Source organism: Streptomyces sp. NPDC002206 (assembly GCF_053593595.1).
On sequence record NZ_JBSFCW010000025.1, the window covers coordinates 1 to 16,847 of the forward strand.

General features: G+C 70.0%; 19 protein-coding genes. 7 read left to right on the forward strand and 12 right to left on the reverse strand.

Annotated elements, in window-relative coordinates; translation table 11 throughout:
* On the forward strand, nt 1-400 hold a 400-nt coding region (locus tag ACWCP8_RS30860), incomplete at its 5' end, for a pyruvate kinase alpha/beta domain-containing protein (RefSeq protein ID WP_451119454.1).
* A gap of 104 nt (nt 401-504) precedes the next feature.
* Here ACWCP8_RS30860 and ACWCP8_RS30865 read toward each other — a convergent pair.
* From ACWCP8_RS30865 to ACWCP8_RS30880, 4 genes are all read right to left on the reverse strand, one after another.
* Nucleotides 505-1,758, reverse strand: coding sequence for a hypothetical protein (locus ACWCP8_RS30865; protein WP_451119456.1), 1,254 nt, complete (start codon nt 1,756-1,758; stop codon nt 505-507).
* Nucleotides 1,748-2,335 (reverse strand): DUF6114 domain-containing protein, encoded by a 588-nt coding sequence (locus tag ACWCP8_RS30870; protein ID WP_451119458.1) that lies wholly within the window; start codon nt 2,333-2,335, stop codon nt 1,748-1,750. Before ACWCP8_RS30870 ends, ACWCP8_RS30865 begins: the two co-directional genes overlap by 11 nt.
* Before the next feature lie 98 nt (nt 2,336-2,433).
* Nucleotides 2,434-3,072, reverse strand: coding sequence for a DUF6230 family protein (locus tag ACWCP8_RS30875; protein WP_382828812.1), 639 nt, complete (start codon nt 3,070-3,072; stop codon nt 2,434-2,436).
* Between the two features lie 598 nt (nt 3,073-3,670).
* A complete protein-coding gene (locus tag ACWCP8_RS30880; protein ID WP_352262894.1) occupies nt 3,671-4,657 on the reverse strand; it encodes a tetratricopeptide repeat protein in 987 nt (328 codons plus the stop codon).
* A 317-nt stretch (nt 4,658-4,974) separates the two neighbouring features.
* On the opposite strand from ACWCP8_RS30880, the gene ACWCP8_RS30885 reads away from it, so the two are divergent.
* Complete coding sequence (locus tag ACWCP8_RS30885; protein ID WP_326605823.1) at nt 4,975-5,604, forward strand: TetR/AcrR family transcriptional regulator; 630 nt, start codon at nt 4,975-4,977, stop codon at nt 5,602-5,604.
* Nucleotides 5,605-5,631: 27 nt separating this feature from the next.
* Here ACWCP8_RS30885 and ACWCP8_RS30890 read toward each other — a convergent pair whose 3' ends face one another.
* The 4 genes from ACWCP8_RS30890 to ACWCP8_RS30905 form a co-directional block, all read right to left on the reverse strand.
* Nucleotides 5,632-7,332 (reverse strand): acyl-CoA mutase large subunit family protein, encoded by a 1,701-nt coding sequence (locus tag ACWCP8_RS30890; protein WP_326605822.1) that lies wholly within the window; start codon nt 7,330-7,332, stop codon nt 5,632-5,634.
* 85 nt (nt 7,333-7,417) lie between these two features.
* Nucleotides 7,418-7,750, reverse strand: coding sequence for a DUF3817 domain-containing protein (locus ACWCP8_RS30895; RefSeq protein WP_352262891.1), 333 nt, complete (start codon nt 7,748-7,750; stop codon nt 7,418-7,420).
* A gap of 107 nt (nt 7,751-7,857) precedes the next feature.
* On the reverse strand, nt 7,858-8,367 hold the full coding sequence (locus ACWCP8_RS30900; protein ID WP_352262890.1) for a MarR family winged helix-turn-helix transcriptional regulator: 510 nt from the start codon (nt 8,365-8,367) through the stop codon (nt 7,858-7,860).
* 10 nt (nt 8,368-8,377) lie between these two features.
* Complete coding sequence (locus ACWCP8_RS30905) at nt 8,378-9,868, reverse strand: MFS transporter (RefSeq protein WP_451119462.1); 1,491 nt, start codon at nt 9,866-9,868, stop codon at nt 8,378-8,380.
* Between the two features lie 73 nt (nt 9,869-9,941).
* Between ACWCP8_RS30905 and ACWCP8_RS30910 the strand changes: the two genes are divergently transcribed.
* Nucleotides 9,942-10,940 carry an ArsR/SmtB family transcription factor gene (locus ACWCP8_RS30910; RefSeq protein ID WP_352262887.1) on the forward strand — a complete coding sequence of 333 codons (999 nt, stop codon included), beginning with the start codon at nt 9,942-9,944 and terminating at the stop codon, nt 10,938-10,940.
* Between the two features lie 54 nt (nt 10,941-10,994).
* On the opposite strand, the gene ACWCP8_RS30915 is transcribed toward ACWCP8_RS30910, so the two are convergent.
* Both ACWCP8_RS30915 and ACWCP8_RS30920 read right to left on the reverse strand, forming a co-directional pair.
* Nucleotides 10,995-11,288 (reverse strand): MTH1187 family thiamine-binding protein, encoded by a 294-nt coding sequence (locus tag ACWCP8_RS30915; protein ID WP_030971479.1) that lies wholly within the window; start codon nt 11,286-11,288, stop codon nt 10,995-10,997.
* Nucleotides 11,285-11,635 carry a DUF3817 domain-containing protein gene (locus ACWCP8_RS30920; RefSeq protein ID WP_330246359.1) on the reverse strand — a complete coding sequence of 117 codons (351 nt, stop codon included), beginning with the start codon at nt 11,633-11,635 and terminating at the stop codon, nt 11,285-11,287. The genes ACWCP8_RS30915 and ACWCP8_RS30920 overlap by 4 nt, the downstream gene beginning before the upstream one ends.
* Nucleotides 11,636-11,846: 211 nt before the next feature.
* On the opposite strand from ACWCP8_RS30920, the gene ACWCP8_RS30925 reads away from it, so the two are divergent.
* The 4 genes from ACWCP8_RS30925 (at nt 11,847) to ACWCP8_RS30940 (ending at nt 14,522) form a co-directional block, all read left to right on the forward strand.
* Nucleotides 11,847-12,479, forward strand: coding sequence for an AIM24 family protein (locus ACWCP8_RS30925; RefSeq protein WP_093772502.1), 633 nt, complete (start codon nt 11,847-11,849; stop codon nt 12,477-12,479).
* Nucleotides 12,479-13,129, forward strand: coding sequence for an AIM24 family protein (locus ACWCP8_RS30930; protein ID WP_451119465.1), 651 nt, complete (start codon nt 12,479-12,481; stop codon nt 13,127-13,129). Before ACWCP8_RS30925 ends, ACWCP8_RS30930 begins: the two co-directional genes overlap by 1 nt.
* Nucleotides 13,126-13,908: an AIM24 family protein gene (locus tag ACWCP8_RS30935; RefSeq protein WP_326605816.1), complete on the forward strand. Its 783-nt coding sequence runs from the start codon at nt 13,126-13,128 to the stop codon at nt 13,906-13,908. The genes ACWCP8_RS30930 and ACWCP8_RS30935 overlap by 4 nt, the downstream gene beginning before the upstream one ends.
* 137 nt (nt 13,909-14,045) lie before the next feature.
* Nucleotides 14,046-14,522 (forward strand): MarR family winged helix-turn-helix transcriptional regulator, encoded by a 477-nt coding sequence (locus tag ACWCP8_RS30940; RefSeq protein WP_352262883.1) that lies wholly within the window; start codon nt 14,046-14,048, stop codon nt 14,520-14,522.
* A gap of 145 nt (nt 14,523-14,667) precedes the next feature.
* Here ACWCP8_RS30940 and ACWCP8_RS30945 read toward each other — a convergent pair whose 3' ends face one another.
* On the reverse strand, nt 14,668-16,146 hold the full coding sequence (locus ACWCP8_RS30945) for an ATP-binding protein (RefSeq protein WP_451119467.1): 1,479 nt from the start codon (nt 16,144-16,146) through the stop codon (nt 14,668-14,670).
* Nucleotides 16,143-16,805, reverse strand: coding sequence for a response regulator transcription factor (locus tag ACWCP8_RS30950; RefSeq protein WP_352262880.1), 663 nt, complete (start codon nt 16,803-16,805; stop codon nt 16,143-16,145). Before ACWCP8_RS30950 ends, ACWCP8_RS30945 begins: the two co-directional genes overlap by 4 nt.
* Nucleotides 16,806-16,847: the final 42 nt, after the last annotated feature.

Sequence of the window (16,847 nt, forward strand, 5' to 3'; positions counted from 1 at the left end):
GGTGCCGGGCAAGAAGCCCCGTACCCAGGGTGGTTCGGTGGCCCGCGCGGCCTGCGAGATCGCGGACTTCCTGAACGGCAAGGCGCTGGTCGCCTTCACCAAGTCCGGTGACACGGCCCGCAGGCTCTCCCGCTACCGCGCCGCACAGCCGATCCTGGCCTTCACCACCGACGAGTCCACCCGTAACCAGCTCGCGCTGAGCTGGGGCGTCGAGGCCTACGTCGTGCCGCACGTGGACAACACCGACGCCATGGTGGACCTGGTCGACGCGGAGCTGCTGAAGCTGAGCCGCTACAACGCCGGCGACACGATGGTCATCACGGCCGGTTCGCCCCCCGGCGTCCCCGGCACCACCAACATGGTCCGGGTGCATCACGTGGGCGGCGGCGCCCGCGACTGACGCGTTCGCCCCGCACCGGCGTACGACTGTGGCCCGCACCCCCTTCGAAGGGGGTGCGGGCCACAGTCTGTGCGGCTCCCGAACGGGTCCTGGGTCCACGGGCGCTAGCTGTTGCCGCCGGTGAAGTAGTTGTGCAGCCCGGGCACCGTGAGCGTGCCGCCGAACTGGCCGGCCTGGGTGACCTTCACGTTGGTGAAGAACGCGAACGGTACGTTCACCGGCGGCGGGGTCTGGGGGCTGAACGTGATCGGGATGAGGCCGAAGAGGTTGCCCTTCAGCTCCTCCGTGTACATCGTCACCGTGCCGTTGCGGATGGTGGACGTGGAGCCCTTCCGCGCCTGGACATGGCCGGTGGTGCCGTTCGGGCCCTCCGTCAGCTGGTGCAGGTCCTTGATGTCGACGGACGAGGCGGTGAACTTGAGCACCTTCTTGGTGGTGCCGTCGCCCTTCTCCACCTCGACGATGCCCTTGTAGTCGAGCCCGCTCAGGGTGAGCAGCGAACTCTCCAGGATCCACGGCTGGTTCGGCAGCCGGGGGATGCCCTGCTCCAGGTCGGCCGCGGCCAGCGCCTTGGGGTCGGCGGTGGGGCACGGGAAGCGCTCCTTGGCGCCGTCCGGGATGTCCACGTCCTTCACGGGGTCGAGGCCCTTGACCCCCTGGTCGAGCTCCTCGACCGTCGTGCCCGCCTTGTCCGCCGCGTCACGGATGGCGTCGGCGGTCTTGCCCACGGTGTCCGTGACCTTGTCGGCGGGGTTGTCGGTCGACTTGGTCGCGGTGTCGGACGGCTTCGGGGACGCGGTGGTGGCGCTCGGGGACGGGCTTGCCGTCCCCTCGTCCGATCCCCCGAGGAGGCCCTTGAGCGCGTCGCCGACGCCCAGCGGGTCCAGCGGGTTCTCCGTCGCCGTGGGCGACGGGGAGGCGCTCGGCGTCGTGGCGGACGCGTCGCTCGACGAGTTCGACGTGCCGCTCGCCGACGAGGTCGCCGAAGGCTTCGGGGTCGCCCCGTCGCCCTGGTCCGAACCGTTGCCGCTGTCGCCGGTGGTCTCACTGGCGGACGGCGACGGGGACTTCGTCGCCGAGGCCGACGGCTCCGGAGACTCGCTCGGCTCGTCGGACCGGGTCACGCAGGGGCCCGGCGCGAACGGGATGTTCGTCGCGTCGTCGGCCAGCGCCAGCTTGGGGGTGAGCCCCATCCCGACAAAGACCGCCGTCGGCATCGCGGCGAGAGCGAAGGCCTTGCCCGCGGGTATGTGCAGCTTCGTCAGCAGCGACTTCCTGGGGGCCGCGTGACGCGGCCCGCCTCTGCTCCGGAAAACCTCGCCTCCGGTCGAGTTCAGCTGCGTCTCGTCACCCCGCACTGTTCCTCCCGCCGTTGGCTTCAACTTTGCCGTTCGTGCTGTCGTCGCTCCACGGAGCGGGACCCGGGCTGTACGTGGGTCCGGCGCCGAACTGAGGTTCCGTGCCGTCAGGCGCCGAACCCTCAGGAGCTTCCGGGCCCTTCGGGGAATGCCCGGCCGCGTACTTGGCCGGCTGCTCGCCCGTGGGCGTGCCCGGGGCCCAGGACAGGGCGAGGCAGCCGCCGATCAAGGCGAGCAGGAACCCGACCACGAAACCGCCGAGGTTGGACACCGGAATGGAGACCAGCGCCAGCAGGATCGAGGCGACACCGGCGAACACCCGGACAATTTGGTGGTACCACATGGTCAGACCGAGCGTGACCAGCAGTACACCGATGATCAGTGAGCCCGCACCCGCCGTGGTCGCCATGGCCAGCGTGAGGTGGCCGAGCTTGAGATTGGCGTACGGGAAGTACGCGATCGGCGCCCCACCGAGTGCGGTGAGCAGGCCGGCCCAGAACGGCCGGGTGTGCCGCCAGGCACGGAACCGCAGCCGCCAGTAGGCGAAGTCGCGGGAACCTGTGGTCTCGGCGCTCATGGAAAACAGCTCCCTGGAACCGGTATTGCTGTGAAAAAAGAGTGGGAGACGGGCAGGCGGGGCAGCTTCACGCTTCCCCGCCCACCCGGGCGGAGTGCTTAGTAGCACTCCTTGACGCCGTTGTAGAGGCGCATGCTCAGACCGCTGAGCTTGAAGGTGCCGGCGGTGGTCGCCCACGCCTTCTGCTTCACGTTGTCGAGAACCGCACGGTCCGCCTGCTGGGCGAAGCCGTTCTCGTTGACGTTCTCGCCGTCCTTGATCTTCGGACCCTTGTTGGCGTCCTTCGCCGCAACACCGATGTCGATGTTGGTGAACGTGGCGTCGGCGTCCAGCTCCGCAACGTCGAGGTACAGGTTCTCGGCGTGAACCGGGGTACCGCCGCCGCCGGCCTTCAGCTGGAGGCTGACGGACCCGAGGAGCGGGATGTCCGGCGTGACCACGGACTGGCACATGCCCGTGATGTCGGCCGACTTGAACGACGAAATAGCGACCGGGTGCAGGGTCTTCTTGTCACCCTTGAGCTCCGCGTAGCCGGCGTCTATGCCGCCGTACTGCGAGAAGCCCTTGCCGTCCAGGTGATCCGCTGTCACCTTGAACGACTGGCCGGAGACGCTGAACGAAGCAGCCAGCGCGCCCTGTGCAAGGGACACACCTACCGCTGCCGTCAGGGCCACGCTCGGCACCATGACGAGAGCGAACCGCTTCCATCTGGTCCCGCCACGAACTTGGGACTCCATGACTTTCCTCCTTCTCGGACGTACATCTCCGGTCCGGGTCTGGCCCGTCCTGGGATGGGAGAAGTGCTACGTCCTCGGAAAGGAGAGCGCCGGAACCGGAGGCGTCAGCCGCGTCCGAATCACTGGCGATCACCCCCGAGCGACAACCACTGGCCACGCGTTCGCGCAACCTGTTCGGACAGGCCCTGCCGGTCAGCAGGAACCCCCCTGTCCGCAGTCGGCGCCACTGCCGCCGACCGACTCGGTGGGGACCCAATTCGGCCGCCGCGCCGACTGGCGGTCGGGCTGGCGTCATTGGACCGAGCGTGGCCGATCGTGGTCCATTCGCGCCCGCGACACAAGGGGGATCGTTACTCGCTAGTAACGGCCCGATAACCGATGCACCACCAGGTGACATCGACCGGCCACACAGGGTGGTGCAGGGCGCATGGAGAAAAGGGGAGATCGAGGCTCGTAAGCGGACAGATCCCAACGCACGATTTACTGCGAGTAACAGCCCGAGCTTTTATCAAGATTTGGTAAAGCGGGGGCGGGTCCTGTCGCTCGACCGCGAAAAACGGCCGTGGCGCCGGCGGGGCACCACGGCCGCGTTGTCACATCAGAACAGGACCCGGGCCAGCGCCGTGCGTGCGGCGACGACGCGCGGGTCCTCCGGGCCGATCACCTCGAAGAGCTCAAGGAGGCGCAGCCGCGCCGCGTCCCGGTCGTCACCGAAATTGCGACGCACGGTCTCGACGAGCCGCCCGAAGGCGTCCTCGACATGGCCGCCGACCAGATCCAGATCGGCGGCGGCGATCTGCGCCGCCACATCGCCCGGCTGCTCGGCGGCGTCGTCGCGGACCCGCTGCGGGTCCATGTCCCGCACCCGGGAGAGCAGTTCGGCCTGGGCGAGACCCAGCTTGGCCTCGGTGTTGGCCGGGTCGTCGGAGAGCACGTTCTTGTACGCCTGGACGGCGCCGGCGAAGTCGTTGGCGTCCAGCGCCCGGACCGCCGCTTCGAGCAGCGCGTCGTACGGACCGGCCGGCACCTCGGCCGGGCCCTGCTCGGCTCCCTCCGGACCGGCCGCGGCCGCGGCCGCGTCGACCGCGATCCCGGTGAGACCGAACCGCTCCTCGCCGACCTGGATCAGCTGGTCCAGGGTCTGCCGGATCTGGGCCTCCGGGGCCGCGCCCTGGAAGAGCGGGAGGGCCTGCCCGGCGACGACGGCGAAGACCGCCGGGATGCCCTGGATACCGAACTGCTGCATCAGCATCTGGTTGGCGTCGACATCGACCTTGGCCAGCAGGAAGCGGCCGTTGTACTCCTGGGCCAGACGCTCCAGGAGCGGCCCCAACTGCTTGCACGGCTCGCACCACTCGGCCCAGAAGTCGATGACGACGGGGACCTCGGCGGAGCGCTGGAGAACGTCGCGCTCGAAGCCCGCCTCATCGACATCGATCACCAGGGCGGACGGCGGCACGGCTCCGCCGCCACCCTGCCGGGCGGCCTCGGCACGGGCCTGCTCCGCCTTCACCTTGGCCTCGCCGGCCGCCTTCACCGCGGCGAGGTCGACGACACCGCTCATGGACATGTTCCTAGGCTGCATACGTACATCCTCCCCCCTTGGCACGCCGTTGCGGAAAGCGATCCGGGAACCGCATCCGTCCGTGGCTCCCGCCGGCATGCGGGGCGCACGGACATCCACGGCCCGAGGGCCCCGGAAGGGCCCTTTTTCCTGCCGGGTCCCCACCCGGCGCATGTGGCTGTCGTTCGCTCGTGGCGCAGCAACGGCACGGCCGTCGTCCTTACGCTACGACCCGTAGCGTAACTGTCCCGCCCCCCTCGTGCACAAGGGTGTTCGGTGATCTGTCTCACGACGAACGGGAACGGCTTGTTCTCGCTACTGGCGGGTATGGTCACGGAATGCTGAGCCACGGCCACCCCAAACCCGCCCGAACGGGACGACCGCGCAACGCCGCGGCCGATGAAGCGATCCTGGAAGCCTGCCGGGCCTCGCTGGTCGACCTCGGCTGGTCGAAGCTGACGATGGGTGATGTGGCCACACGGGCCGGGGTCGCCAAGACGACCCTCTACCGCCGCTGGGCCGGAAAGAACGAACTGGTCGTCGACGCCGTCGCGGTCCTCTTCGACGAGCTGGAACTGCCCGATCTGGGCAGCCTGTCGGCCGATGTGCAGGGCGTGGTGCTGCAGTTCGCCGCGCTGCTGGAGCGCCCGGAGACCAGGACCGCACTGATGGCCGTCGTCGCCGAGTCGACCCGCGACGAGGCACTGCGGGCCCGGATCCGCGACTCGATCGTGGACCGGCAGAAGCGGCTCGTGCTGCTGGGGCGGCAACGGGCGCAGCAGCGCGGCGAGTTGCCCGTCGAGGCGGACGAGGCGACGGCGGCCATGACGGCCGACCTGATCTTCGATGTGATCGCCGGTGCCGTCGTGCACCGGGCACTGGTGAGCGCCGAGCCCGTCGACGAGGACTGGGCCCGGCGCTTCACCGTTCTGCTGCTCGCGGGGCTGGGCGCGGCGGCCGCCACGTAACGCGGGGCCGCCGGCCGGGCGCCCCCGTCAGAAGCCGGGCGGCTCGGTGTACGTGCCCCACTCGTCCCGCAGGACCCCGCAGATCTCACCGAGCGTCGCCTCGGCCCGTACCGCGTCGAGCATCGGTCCGATCATGTTCGAGCCGTCGCGCGCGGCGGACAGCATCGCGTCCAGTGAGGCGCGGACCCGGGCGTCGTCACGGGCGGCCTTGCGGCCGACGAGCTCGCGGACCTGCTCGCGCTCGACCTCGTGGCTGACCCGCAGGATCTCCAGGTCGCCGGTGACCGAGCCGTGGTGGACGTTGACGCCCACGACCCGCTTGTCGCCCTTCTCCAGCGACTGCTGGTACTGGAAGGCGGACTCGGCGATCTCGCCGGTGAACCAGCCGTCCTCGATCCCGCGCAGGATGCCCGAGGTCATCGGCCCGATGGGGTGCTGCCCGTCCGGGTGCGCCCTGGTGCCGCGCTCCTTGATCTGGTCGAAGATCTTCTCGGCGTCGGCCTCGATCCGGTCGGTGAGCTGCTCGACGTACCAGGAGCCGCCGAGCGGGTCCGCCACATTGGCGACACCGGTCTCCTCCATCAGCACCTGCTGGGTGCGCAGCGCGATCTCGGCGGCCTGCTCGGAGGGGAGCGCGAGGGTCTCGTCGAGGGCGTTGGTGTGCAGCGAGTTGGTGCCGCCGAGAACGGCGGACAGTGCCTCGACCGCGGTCCGTACGACGTTGTTGTACGGCTGCTGGGCGGTGAGGGAGACCCCGGCGGTCTGGGTGTGGAAGCGGAGCCACTGCGCCTTGTCGGTCTTCGCCCCGTACACCTCCTTCATCCAACGCGCCCAGATCCGGCGGGCGGCGCGGAACTTGGCGATCTCCTCGAAGAAGTCGAGGTGCGCGTCGAAGAAGAAGGAGAGCCCGGGGGCGAAGGTGTCGACGTCGAGCCCGCGGGAAAGGCCGAGCTCCACGTAGCCGAAGCCGTCGGCGAGGGTGTACGCGAGCTCCTGCGCGGCCGTCGCTCCGGCCTCGCGGATGTGGTAGCCGGAGACCGAGAGCGGCTTGTACGCGGGGATGGCGGCGGCGCAGTGCTCCATCAGGTCGCCGATCAGGCGCAGATGGGGCTCGGGCTGGAAGAGCCACTCCTTCTGCGCGATGTACTCCTTGAAGATGTCGGTCTGGAGCGTGCCGTTGAGCACCCCCGGGTCGACGCCCTGGCGCTCGGCGGCGACCAGGTACATACAGAAGACGGGGACGGCGGGGCCGCTGATCGTCATGGACGTCGTGACGTCGCCGAGCGGGATGTCCTTGAAGAGGACCTCCATGTCGGCGGCGGAGTCGATGGCGACACCGCAGTGCCCGACCTCGCCGAGCGAGCGCGGCTCGTCGGAGTCGCGGCCCATCAGCGTCGGCATGTCGAAGGCGACGCTGAGCCCGCCGCCGCCCGCGGCGAGGATCATCTTGTACCGCTCGTTGGTCTGCTCGGCGTTGCCGAAGCCGGCGAACTGGCGGATGGTCCAGGTGCGGCCGCGGTAGCCGGTCGGATAGAGACCCCGGGTGAACGGGTACTCACCCGGCCAGCCGATCCGCTCGAAGCCCTCGTAGGTGTCCCCGGGGCGGGGCCCGTACGCGGGCTCGACCGGGTCCCCGGAGAGCGTGGTGAAGTCCGCGTCACGCTTGCGGGCCTTGTCGTAACGGGCCTGCCAGCGTCGGCGGCCTTCCTCGATCGCGTCAGCGTCCATGGAAACCAATTTACTAGGACGTCCTAGTAAATGTCGATGACAAACCGCCCGGCGCTTTGCGCGGGGCGGTTCGGGTGGGGCCGGGTCAGACCTTGGCGGTCACCGGGGAGCCGTCCGCGACCAGCGGCTCGATCTCCTGTACGACCTTGCGCTCGACGAAGAAGGCGGCGGTCGGGATCGTGCCGGAGACCAGCACCCAGAGGAGCTTGCCCATCGGCCACTTCGCCTTGGAGCCCAGGTCGAAGGCGAAGATCAGGTAGATGATGTACAGCACACCGTGGATCTGGGAGACGACGAGCGTCAGACCCTCACCGGTGTCGAAGCCGTACTTGAAGACCATGCAGGTGCAGAGCACCAGCAACATGACGGCGGTGACGTAGGCCATCACCCGATACCGGGTCAGCACACTGCGTTTCATGGCAACGAGCGTAACCGGGCAGCCGGGGGGATCTTGAAGCGGGCCGGGGGTCGTGCGTGCCGGACCCCGCGAGCCCCGCATGACCCGCATGACCCGCAAGGAAGACCCTAGTGCTCCTCGAAGTCATGGGCCGCGATCCGCAGCGGACGCAGCATGGCGAAGATCTCCGCGCACTCCTCGGCGTCGTACACCCCGAGTCCGAACTCCATGTCCACCAGGTCCCGGGTGGCCGCCTCGACCACCTCGCGGCCCTTCTCGGTGATGGAGGCGAGCGTGCCGCGACCGTCGTTCGGGTTGGGCCGCTTGGCGACCAGGCCGGACCTGACCAGCCGGTCCACCGTGTTCGTGACGGAGGTGGGGTGCACCATCAGCCGCTCGCCGATCTTGGACATCGGCAGCTCGCCCGCCTTGGAGAAGGTGAGAAGCACCAGCGCCTCGTACCGCGCGAAGGTCAGCCCGTACGGTCTGACGACCGCGTCGACCTCGGCGAGCAGGATCTGCTGCGCACGCATGATCGAGGTGATCGCCCCCATCGCGGGGACCGGACCCCAGCGCTGCTGCCAGAGCTCGTCGGCGCGGGCGATGGGATCGAACGGGAGACTGAGCGGCTTCGGCACGGCACCGACCTTACCCACTGGTCATATGCTGGTCAGCCCCGTCTCGCGCTTCGGTCCGGCTACCGTCCACAGGTACGGTTGCGCGTGCGGTTCTGCTGACCTCGCGGACGAGCAGAAGGGTGCAGACGGCGCCGATCACCCCGGCCCCGGCGACCACCCGGTGCACGGGGAGGAACTCGGCGGCCAGGCCGGCCAGGGCCATGCCGATGCCCTGGACCGTCATCAGTCCTGCGGTGAGCAGGGTCATGGCCCGGCCCCGCAGCTCCTCCGGGACGGCGTCGACGAACCACTGGTCGAGGCCGATGATGTACGCCGCCCCCACCCCGGCCAGCGCAAGCGCCACCAGGGTCAGGACCATGCCGGGGCGGAGCCCGTACAGCAGGAGCGGCAGCAGGCCGACGGCAGCGACCGGCAGCACGATCCGGGAGCGGGTGCGCGGGGCCAGCACGGTGCCCGCGTACAGCTCGGCGGCGATGTGCCCGACCGGCATCGCGCACATCAGCAGCCCCAGGGCGGCCGGACCGAGGCCGATCTCGTCCGCGTACGGGGCGGCGAGCGCTTCCGGTGCGACGACGAACAGCGCGGGTACCCAGAAGAGCAGCATCAGCGCGCGGATTCTGCGGTCGGCGAGGACGATGCGGGCCCCGGCCAGTGATTCCTTGAGCAGCGGGCCGCCGCGGTCACCGCCGGTCCTGGCGGGCCGGTTGCGGGTGCCGAAGCGGAGCAGGGCCGCCGAGCAGAGGAACGTCCCGACAGTGATCGTGATCGCCCCGCGCGCGGACAGTGCGGCAAGCAGCACCCCGCCCACACCGAAACCGATCAGCAGCGCGCTCTGCGAGACGATCCGCAGCAGCGAGCGGCCCAGTACATAGAGGTCGCCCTCGCCGAGGATGTCGGTGAGCGCGGCCATCCGCGTCCCGGTGAAGACGGGCGACACGGATGCGACGAGACAGCGCAGCGCGAGAAGCCCGCCGACCGGGGTGCCCGGCAGCACCATGACGGCGACGCAGCCCGCGCAGATCAGATCGCAGGTGACAAGAACCCGGCGGGCCGGGTAGCGGTCGGCGACCCCGGCGAAGAGCGTGCCGCCGACGAGGTACGGCAGGAAGCCGAGCGCGAAGGTGAGGGCGCTGAGCAGGGGCGAGCCGGTGAGGTCGTAGACGAGGACGGTGAGCGCGAGCTCGCTGACCACGACGCCGAGGAGGGAGAGCAGATGGGCGGCGAAGACGGCCCGGAACTCCCGCACGGCGAAGACCGCACGGTAACCGCGAGGGGTGGGCTCCGGGGACGCGGCGGGGGCCCGGTCCCGGAGCGCGGGCGACGGCTTCGGGTCAATGGGCTCGGCGCGCTCCGGGGCAGGGGCCGAGACCGGCACCGGTCCGGCGGGGTGGACGGTCGCGGCGCGGGGCGCGGCTGACGGGTCGCGTGGGCCCGTCGGACCGTGCGGGGTGTCCGCCGCGTCGCGGGGGCCGCCCGCCGGGGTGGGGCTGTTGCTCGGCATGGCCGCAGCTTGGAGGACCGGGGGCACCGCTCCATAGACTTTCGGCTGACGCCGAATCTTCGCGAGGCCGCCCATGCCGTTCCATCTGCATTTCGACGAGAGCGATCTGCTTCGCTGCCGGTTCGCGCTCTCCCCGCTCTGGGAGACCCAGGCCGCGGTACGCACGCTTCTGCACCCGGGGCGGCACGGCTACCACCAGCCGTGGCTGCGGCGCATCCAGGACGCCGCCGCGGGTCTCGATCTCGGGCCGCTGTGGTCGTTGATGCCGGAGGGCGGACACAACCCGGACTTCCTCTGCCCGCCGCCGCTGGGGCCCTACGCCTCGTTCGAGGAGGAGATCGCCGGCGTACGCGCCATCGACCCCGAGCTCATCCGTGAGGACCTGGCCCTGACGCTCGCCGACCAGCCGGGTGCGCTGGACTCCCCTGCCGGGCAGGCGCTGCTCGCCGATCCTGCGCGGGCGCTGCACGAGCTGGCCGCACTGCTGGAACAGGCCTGGCGGACCCTGGTCGAGCCGGACTGGCCGCGGCTGCGCGCCTTGCTGGAGGCGGACATCGCGTACCACTCGCGCCGGCTCGCCGAGGTCGGCTTCGCACGGCTGCTCGGCGAGCTGAGTCCCCAGCTCAGGTGGACGGACTCAACCCTCACGCTCGTCGGGATGAAGGGCCGGCACTCCCGGGTGCTCGGCGGGCAGGGCCTCGTCCTGATGCCGAGCGTGTTCGCCTGGCCGGATGTGATCAGCGGGTACGAACCGCCCTGGCTGCCCGCGGTGATCTATCCCGCGCGCGGGATCGGCGGGCTGTGGACGGAGCCCGCCGACCGTACGCCGCAGACGCTCGCCCGGCTGCTCGGCCGGGCGCGGGCCGACGTACTGTGCGCGCTCGACGAACCGGCCGGGACGAGCGCCCTCGCCCACCGGCTGGGCCTCGCGCCGTCCTCCGTGTCGGCCCATCTGTCGGTGCTGCGGGCGGCGGGGCTGCTGACGTCACGGCGGTACGGACATCAGGTGCTGTACGAGCGCACGCCGCTCGGGATCGCACTCGCGGTGACGTCCGGGGAGGGCACCACCTGACGAACCCCCGCGCCGTACGGCGCGGGGGTTCGTCAGGTGGTGCGGCGGGCGGTGTCAGTCCGCGAGGTAACGCTCGACCGTCTCGACCTTGGAGGTCAGGCCGTCGGTGACGCCGGGGCGGATATCGGCCTTCAGTACGAGGGAGACGCGTCCGGCGCGGGCCTCGACGGCCGCGACGGCTCGCTTGACGACGTCCATGACCTCGTCCCACTCACCCTCGATGGAGGTGAACATGGCGTCCGTACGGTTGGGCAGTCCGGACTCGCGGACAACTCGGACGGCGTCGGCGACGTACTCGCCGACATCCTCACCGACACCCAGCGGACTGACGGAGAAGGCGACGATCATGCGCCGACCACGCCTTCCCGGCGGGCGCGGGCGGCGATGACGCCGTCGGCCTCGTAGCGCTTCAGCACCTTGTCGCCGTACAGCCCGCCGAACGGGAGCAGCGCCAGCAGGAAGAAGAACGCGACGCGCTTGAACGGCCACTTGGTCTTGGACCAGACGTCCAGCAGCAGAACGGCGTAGATCACGAAGAGGACGCCGTGCAGCATGCCGAGCGGCATCATCAGGAAGTCGATGTCCGAGACACGGCTGAGGATCGAGCCAAAGATGATCAGCGCCGGGAAGGAGAGCGCCTCGGGAATCGAGATGAGGCGCAGCCGGTGCAGGGCGGTGGCGGTCTTGATGTCCACGAGGGCACCTTCGGTGGGAGGGTCGTGACGGCTTGTGAATACAGGCACAAGCGTCCCCCATTGTGACATCGCGCCCCACCTGCCCCGGGGGCGGGGGGCGGCACCCGCCGCGGGGCACTTATCGGCGCATATCAGGGTCGACTCAGGGGCCGGATAGGTCCATGGGCCCTGTCCGGGCCCCGGTCCGGGCCGCTAACGTCACCCCGTGGCAATGTTCCGACTCCAAGGCAGCAAGACGCTCGCCGTCGACCTCACCGGCGACGCCGTCAGGGCGAAGAACGGCTCGATGGTCGCGTACGACGGCCGGATGGCGTTCAAGAAGATGTCCGGCGGCGGTGAGGGGATCCGCGGCATGGTGACCCGCCGGCTGACCGGCGAGCAGATGACCGTGATGGAAGTGACAGGACAGGGCACCTGCTACTTCGCCGACCGCGCGAGCGAGATCAACCTCGTGTCGCTGCGCGGCGAGAAGCTCTACGTGGAGGCGAGCAATCTGCTCTGCACCGACGCCGGGCTGCGCACCGGCACCACCTTCACCGGGCTGCGCGGCGGGGCGACCGGCAACGGCCTGTTCACCACCACCGTCGAGGGCACCGGCCAGGCGGCGATCATGTCGGACGGCTCGGCCGTGGTGCTGCGGGTGACAGCCCAGTACCCGCTGTTCGTCGACCCCGGCGCGTACATCGCCCATCAGGGCAACCTCCAGCAGCACTTCCAGTCCGGGGTGAACTTCCGGACACTGATGGGCGAGGGCTCGGGCGAGTCGTTCCAGATCCGGTTCGAGGGCGAGGGCCTCGTCTACGTGCAGCCGAGCGAGCGGAACACCATCGGGGGCGATGTCTGATGCCGTTCCGTGAGATCAACTCGAAGATGGTCGAGGCGACGGTGGTCCCCGGCCAGAAGATGTTCAGCCAGCGCGGCGCGATGCTCGCGTACCGCGGCGAGGTGTCGTTCACCCCTAACATCCAGGGCGGCCAGGGCGGCCTGATGTCGATGATCGGCCGACGGGTGGCGAACGAGGCGACCCCGCTGATGACGGTCGAGGGCAACGGCACGGTGATGTTCGGCCACGGCGGCCACCACATCCAGGTGATCAACCTGGCCGGCGACACCCTCTACGTGGAGGCCGACCGGCTGCTCGCCTTCGACGGGATGCTGCAGCAGGGCACGATGTTCATGGGTGCGCAGGGCGGGGTCATGGGCATGGTGCGCGGCCAGGTGACCGGGCAGGGCCTGTTCACCACGACGCTGAAGGGCCATGGCGCGGTCGCGGTGATGGCCCACGGCGGGGTGATCGAGCTGCCGATCGCCCCGGGCCGCGAGGTGCATGTGGACCCACAGGCGTATGTCGCGCACCACGGCGACGTACGCAACAAGCTCTCCACCGCGCTCGGCTGGCGCGACATGGTGGGGCGCGGCTCCGGCGAGGCATTCCAGCTGGAGTTCAGCGGCAGTGGCGCGGTGTACGTCCAGGCGTCGGAGGAGAAGCTGTGAGCACGCCCGTGATCTTCGATCCGATGACGCTGCCGTCGGACGACAATGTCAACGCGTACACCTTCTGCGTGGAGCTCAAGGGGAGCCAGTGGTTCCTGCAGAAGGGCAAGATGATCGCCTACTACGGGCGGATCGAGTTCAACGGCATCGGTCACGGCCGCTTCGAGCGGCTGATCCGTACGAGCTTCCACTCGCCGCTGCACGCGAGCGACTGGGTGGTGGCCGAGGGCAGCGGCAAGATGCTGCTCGCCGACCGGGCGTTCGACGTGAACTCGTACGACCTGGAGGACGGGAACCTGACGATCCGTTCCGGCAACCTCCTCGCGTACCAGCCGACGCTGGCACTCAAGCAGTCGATCGTGCCGGGCTTTCTCACGCTGATCGGTACGGGGAAGTTCGTGGCCGCGTCCAACGGGCCGGTGGTCTTCATGGAGCCGCCGCTGCGGGTCGATCCGCAGGCGCTGGTGGGCTGGGCGGACTGCCCCTCGCCGTGCCACCACTACGACCACGGCTACATGACGGGCGTGATGGGCGGGCTCAGATCGCTGACCGGGATCGGCGGGACGTCGGGGGAGGAGCACCAGTTCGAGTTCGTCGGCGCCGGTACGGTGCTGCTCCAGTCGACGGAGGTCCTGATGCCCGAACAGGCGACCGGGCTGACTCCGCAGCAGGCCGGGGTGCCGGGCGGTGGGCAGCACTCACCCGGTGCTGGTCAACCCGGCTCCGCCCCCCGTCTGCCCGGGCAGCTGGGGGACCTCCAGCGCCGCTTCGGTTTGTGAACGGTAGTCTGCAGAGTGTGACGTCGAACGCCTGCACCCAGCTCGGACCGGGCTCCTGAGCCGGTCTCCGGGCGAGTGCCGGAAGTCACACCCAGTCTACTTCGTCCAGATTTCAACTTCTTAGGTAGAATCCATACATGGAGACCGAGACGGCCACTCGCTGGCTGAGCGACGCGGAGCAGTGCGCCTGGCGCACCCACCTGGACGTCAGCAGACTACTGATGCATCAGCTGGAGAAGGATCTCCAGCCGTTCGACCTGACCATGAACGACTACGAAATCCTGGTCAACCTCTCGGAGTCGGACGGCCAGCGCATGCGGATGAGCGACCTCGCCACCGCCACTCTGCAGTCCAAGAGCCGGCTCTCGCACCAGATCACGCGGATGGAGTCGGCCGGGCTGGTCCGCCGGGCGAACTGCGAGTCCGACCGGCGTGGGCTGTTCGCGGTACTCACGGAGACGGGCGCGGAGACGATGCACAAGGTTGCGCCGCACCATGTCGCTTCGGTGCGCAAACACTTCATGGACCTACTGACGCCCGAAGCCCTGGCAGACCTGCATGCGGCGCTGACGCCGGTTGCGGATCATCTGCGGGGGCGGCGGGGCAAGCCGTAGCGCGGCGGAGCGCGCGGGTGGGGGTACACGGGCAGGGGACGCGGTTGCGGGAATGCGCCGTTGCACGGACGCGGCGGCTTTGTCCTCGATCGCCGGGCGGGCTCGAAAGGGCGGATGCTGCTCCGCAGGGAGCCTGCTGTTGCCCTCATCTGCCTGGATCCGGTCTTGCCGGCAGGCGTAGTTCGAAGCGGGCACCGCCTTCCGGGGATCGGGTGACCGTCAGGGTGCCCTGGTGCCTGCGGGTCACGTCTCTCGCGATGGCGAGGCCCAGGCCCGCGCCGCCCTCGTCGCGACTGCGGGCGTCGTCCAGGCGCACGAAGCGTTCGAAGATCCGCTCGCGCTCGGGCTCCGGAACGCCCGCCCCGTCGTCGCTGACCGCGACCACCACGCTGCCGCGTTCCGTGCGCACCGAGACGGCGACCGAACTCTCCGCGTGACGCTCCGCGTTGTCCAGCAGGTTGCCGATGATTCGCGCCAACTGGCCGCGTGAGCCGGTGACTTCGAAGGGCTCCGACGGTGGTACGGACACCGTCACCGGGATCCGGTCGCCGGTGCGCTGCGAGACCTCCTCGTGGAGGAGCGCGCCCATGTCCAGCCGGGTGTTCCCCGGCCGCTCCCCCGCGTCCAGCCGGGCCAGCAGCAGCAGATCGGCGGCCAGCGCCTGCAGCCGTACGGTGTCCGTGACCGCGCCCGGCACATCCAGCAGGTCCGGATGGGCCGCGCCCACCTCCAACTGGGTGCGCAAGGACGCGATCGGGTTGCGCAGCTCGTGCGAGGCGTCCGCGACAAAGCGCCGCTGACGGTCGACCGATGCCTCCAGCGCGGTCAGGGTCTCGTTGGTGGTACGGGCCAGCCGGGCGATCTCGTCGCGCGAACCGGGCTCCGGCACCCGCCGGGACAGGTCCTCGGACGCCGTGATGGCGGCCATCTCCGCCCGGATGCCCTCGACGGGCCGCAGCGCGCGCCTCGTCATCAGCCAGGTCACCGCGGCGACGATCAGCAGCATGACGGGCAGCCCGATCAGCATCGCGCCGCGCACACTGCCCACCGCCTTCTGCTCGGTGGCGAGCGGGGCGCCCGCGTGGACGGTCAGGGTCACACCGGCGCCGGTGGTCGCGGAGACCGAGGCGAAGCGGTAGTCGGCCGTGTCTCCGCCGACGGTGGCGGTGCCGTTGGTGAAGTCCGGGTCGTCGGTGGAGACTTCGCCGCGGGCGGGAATGCTGCCGCTCGCATCGTCATCGCCCCGGTTTTCGCCTCCGTGCCGGTCGCCGCTGCCGTCGTCGTCGGTGCCGGTACTCGTCGGCACGGCGGATGCCTGGGGCTTGACCCGGCCCGTGCCCGTGCCGGTGATCGCCACCAGGTCCTCGGACACGGCCACCAGCCGCCCGTCCTCGTCGGTCACCTGGACCGGGTGCTCCTCCGCGTCGGGCAGGTCCAGCCGGTGGACCGGCACATCGAGGGCCAGCTGTCCGGCGACCTCGCGGGCCGCCACCTCCGCCTGGAGGCCCGCCTGGTCGGTGAGGTTGGCGCGCAGGACGAGGAGTACGGCGAGCCCTGCGCCGATCAGGGCGACCGCGACCACCACCGTGGCACCGAGCGCGGCCCTGGCCCGCACCGATCTCACAGCGCCTCCAGCCGGTAGCCGGCGCCGCGCACCGTACGGATGGCCGCGGCGGAGAGCTTGCGCCGCAGCGCGCTCACGTACACCTCGACGATGTTCGGGTCCCCGTCGTACGCGAAGTCCCAGACGTGTTCCAGGATGTCCGCCTTGCTGACCACCTGTCCCGCCCGCAGGGCCAGCTGCTCCAGCACGGCGAACTCCTTGGCCGTGAGCGTGACTTCGTCCTCGCCCAGGTGGACACGGCGAGCGGCGGTGTCCATCCGCAGCGCGCCGGCGGTGAGCACGGGTGAGGCGGAACCGCCGCCCCGGCGCCGCAGCAGTGCCCGGATCCGGGCGACCAGCACCACGTACGAGAACGGCTTGGTCAGATAGTCGTCGGCGCCGGTGTCCAGCCCCTCCGCCTCGTCGTACTCCCCGTCCTTCGCCGTCAGCATCAGGATCGGCACCTCGTGGCCGGCGGCGCGCAGGGCGGCGCAGACCCGGTAGCCGTTCATCCCCGGCAGCATGATGTCGAGGACGACGAGGTCGTACGCTCCTTCGGCTGCCCGGTGCAGCCCTTCGAGGCCGTCGTGCACGACGTCCACGGCGAAGCCCTCGGCCGTGAGTCCCCCGGCCAGGGACGTCGCCAGCCGCTTCTCGTCCTCCACTATCAACAGGCGCATACGCACAGAGTGGCAAACGGAACCTGAAGACGGCTTCAGGTG

Coding starts and splice junctions, on each gene's coding strand:
- ACWCP8_RS30875 (WP_382828812.1), bottom strand. CDS start 3,072: ATGGAGTCCCAAGTTCGTGGCGGGACCAGATGGAAGCGGTTCGCTCTC.
- ACWCP8_RS30880 (WP_352262894.1), bottom strand. CDS start 4,657: ATGCAGCCTAGGAACATGTCCATGAGCGGTGTCGTCGACCTCGCCGCG.
- ACWCP8_RS30930 (WP_451119465.1), top strand. CDS start 12,479: ATGCCGTTCCGTGAGATCAACTCGAAGATGGTCGAGGCGACGGTGGTC.
- ACWCP8_RS30905 (WP_451119462.1), bottom strand. CDS start 9,868: ATGCCGAGCAACAGCCCCACCCCGGCGGGCGGCCCCCGCGACGCGGCG.
- ACWCP8_RS30915 (WP_030971479.1), bottom strand. CDS start 11,288: ATGATCGTCGCCTTCTCCGTCAGTCCGCTGGGTGTCGGTGAGGATGTC.
- ACWCP8_RS30870 (WP_451119458.1), bottom strand. CDS start 2,335: ATGAGCGCCGAGACCACAGGTTCCCGCGACTTCGCCTACTGGCGGCTG.
- ACWCP8_RS30925 (WP_093772502.1), top strand. CDS start 11,847: ATGTTCCGACTCCAAGGCAGCAAGACGCTCGCCGTCGACCTCACCGGC.
- ACWCP8_RS30940 (WP_352262883.1), top strand. CDS start 14,046: ATGGAGACCGAGACGGCCACTCGCTGGCTGAGCGACGCGGAGCAGTGC.
- ACWCP8_RS30885 (WP_326605823.1), top strand. CDS start 4,975: ATGCTGAGCCACGGCCACCCCAAACCCGCCCGAACGGGACGACCGCGC.
- ACWCP8_RS30910 (WP_352262887.1), top strand. CDS start 9,942: ATGCCGTTCCATCTGCATTTCGACGAGAGCGATCTGCTTCGCTGCCGG.
- ACWCP8_RS30890 (WP_326605822.1), bottom strand. CDS start 7,332: ATGGACGCTGACGCGATCGAGGAAGGCCGCCGACGCTGGCAGGCCCGT.
- ACWCP8_RS30895 (WP_352262891.1), bottom strand. CDS start 7,750: ATGAAACGCAGTGTGCTGACCCGGTATCGGGTGATGGCCTACGTCACC.
- ACWCP8_RS30950 (WP_352262880.1), bottom strand. CDS start 16,805: ATGCGCCTGTTGATAGTGGAGGACGAGAAGCGGCTGGCGACGTCCCTG.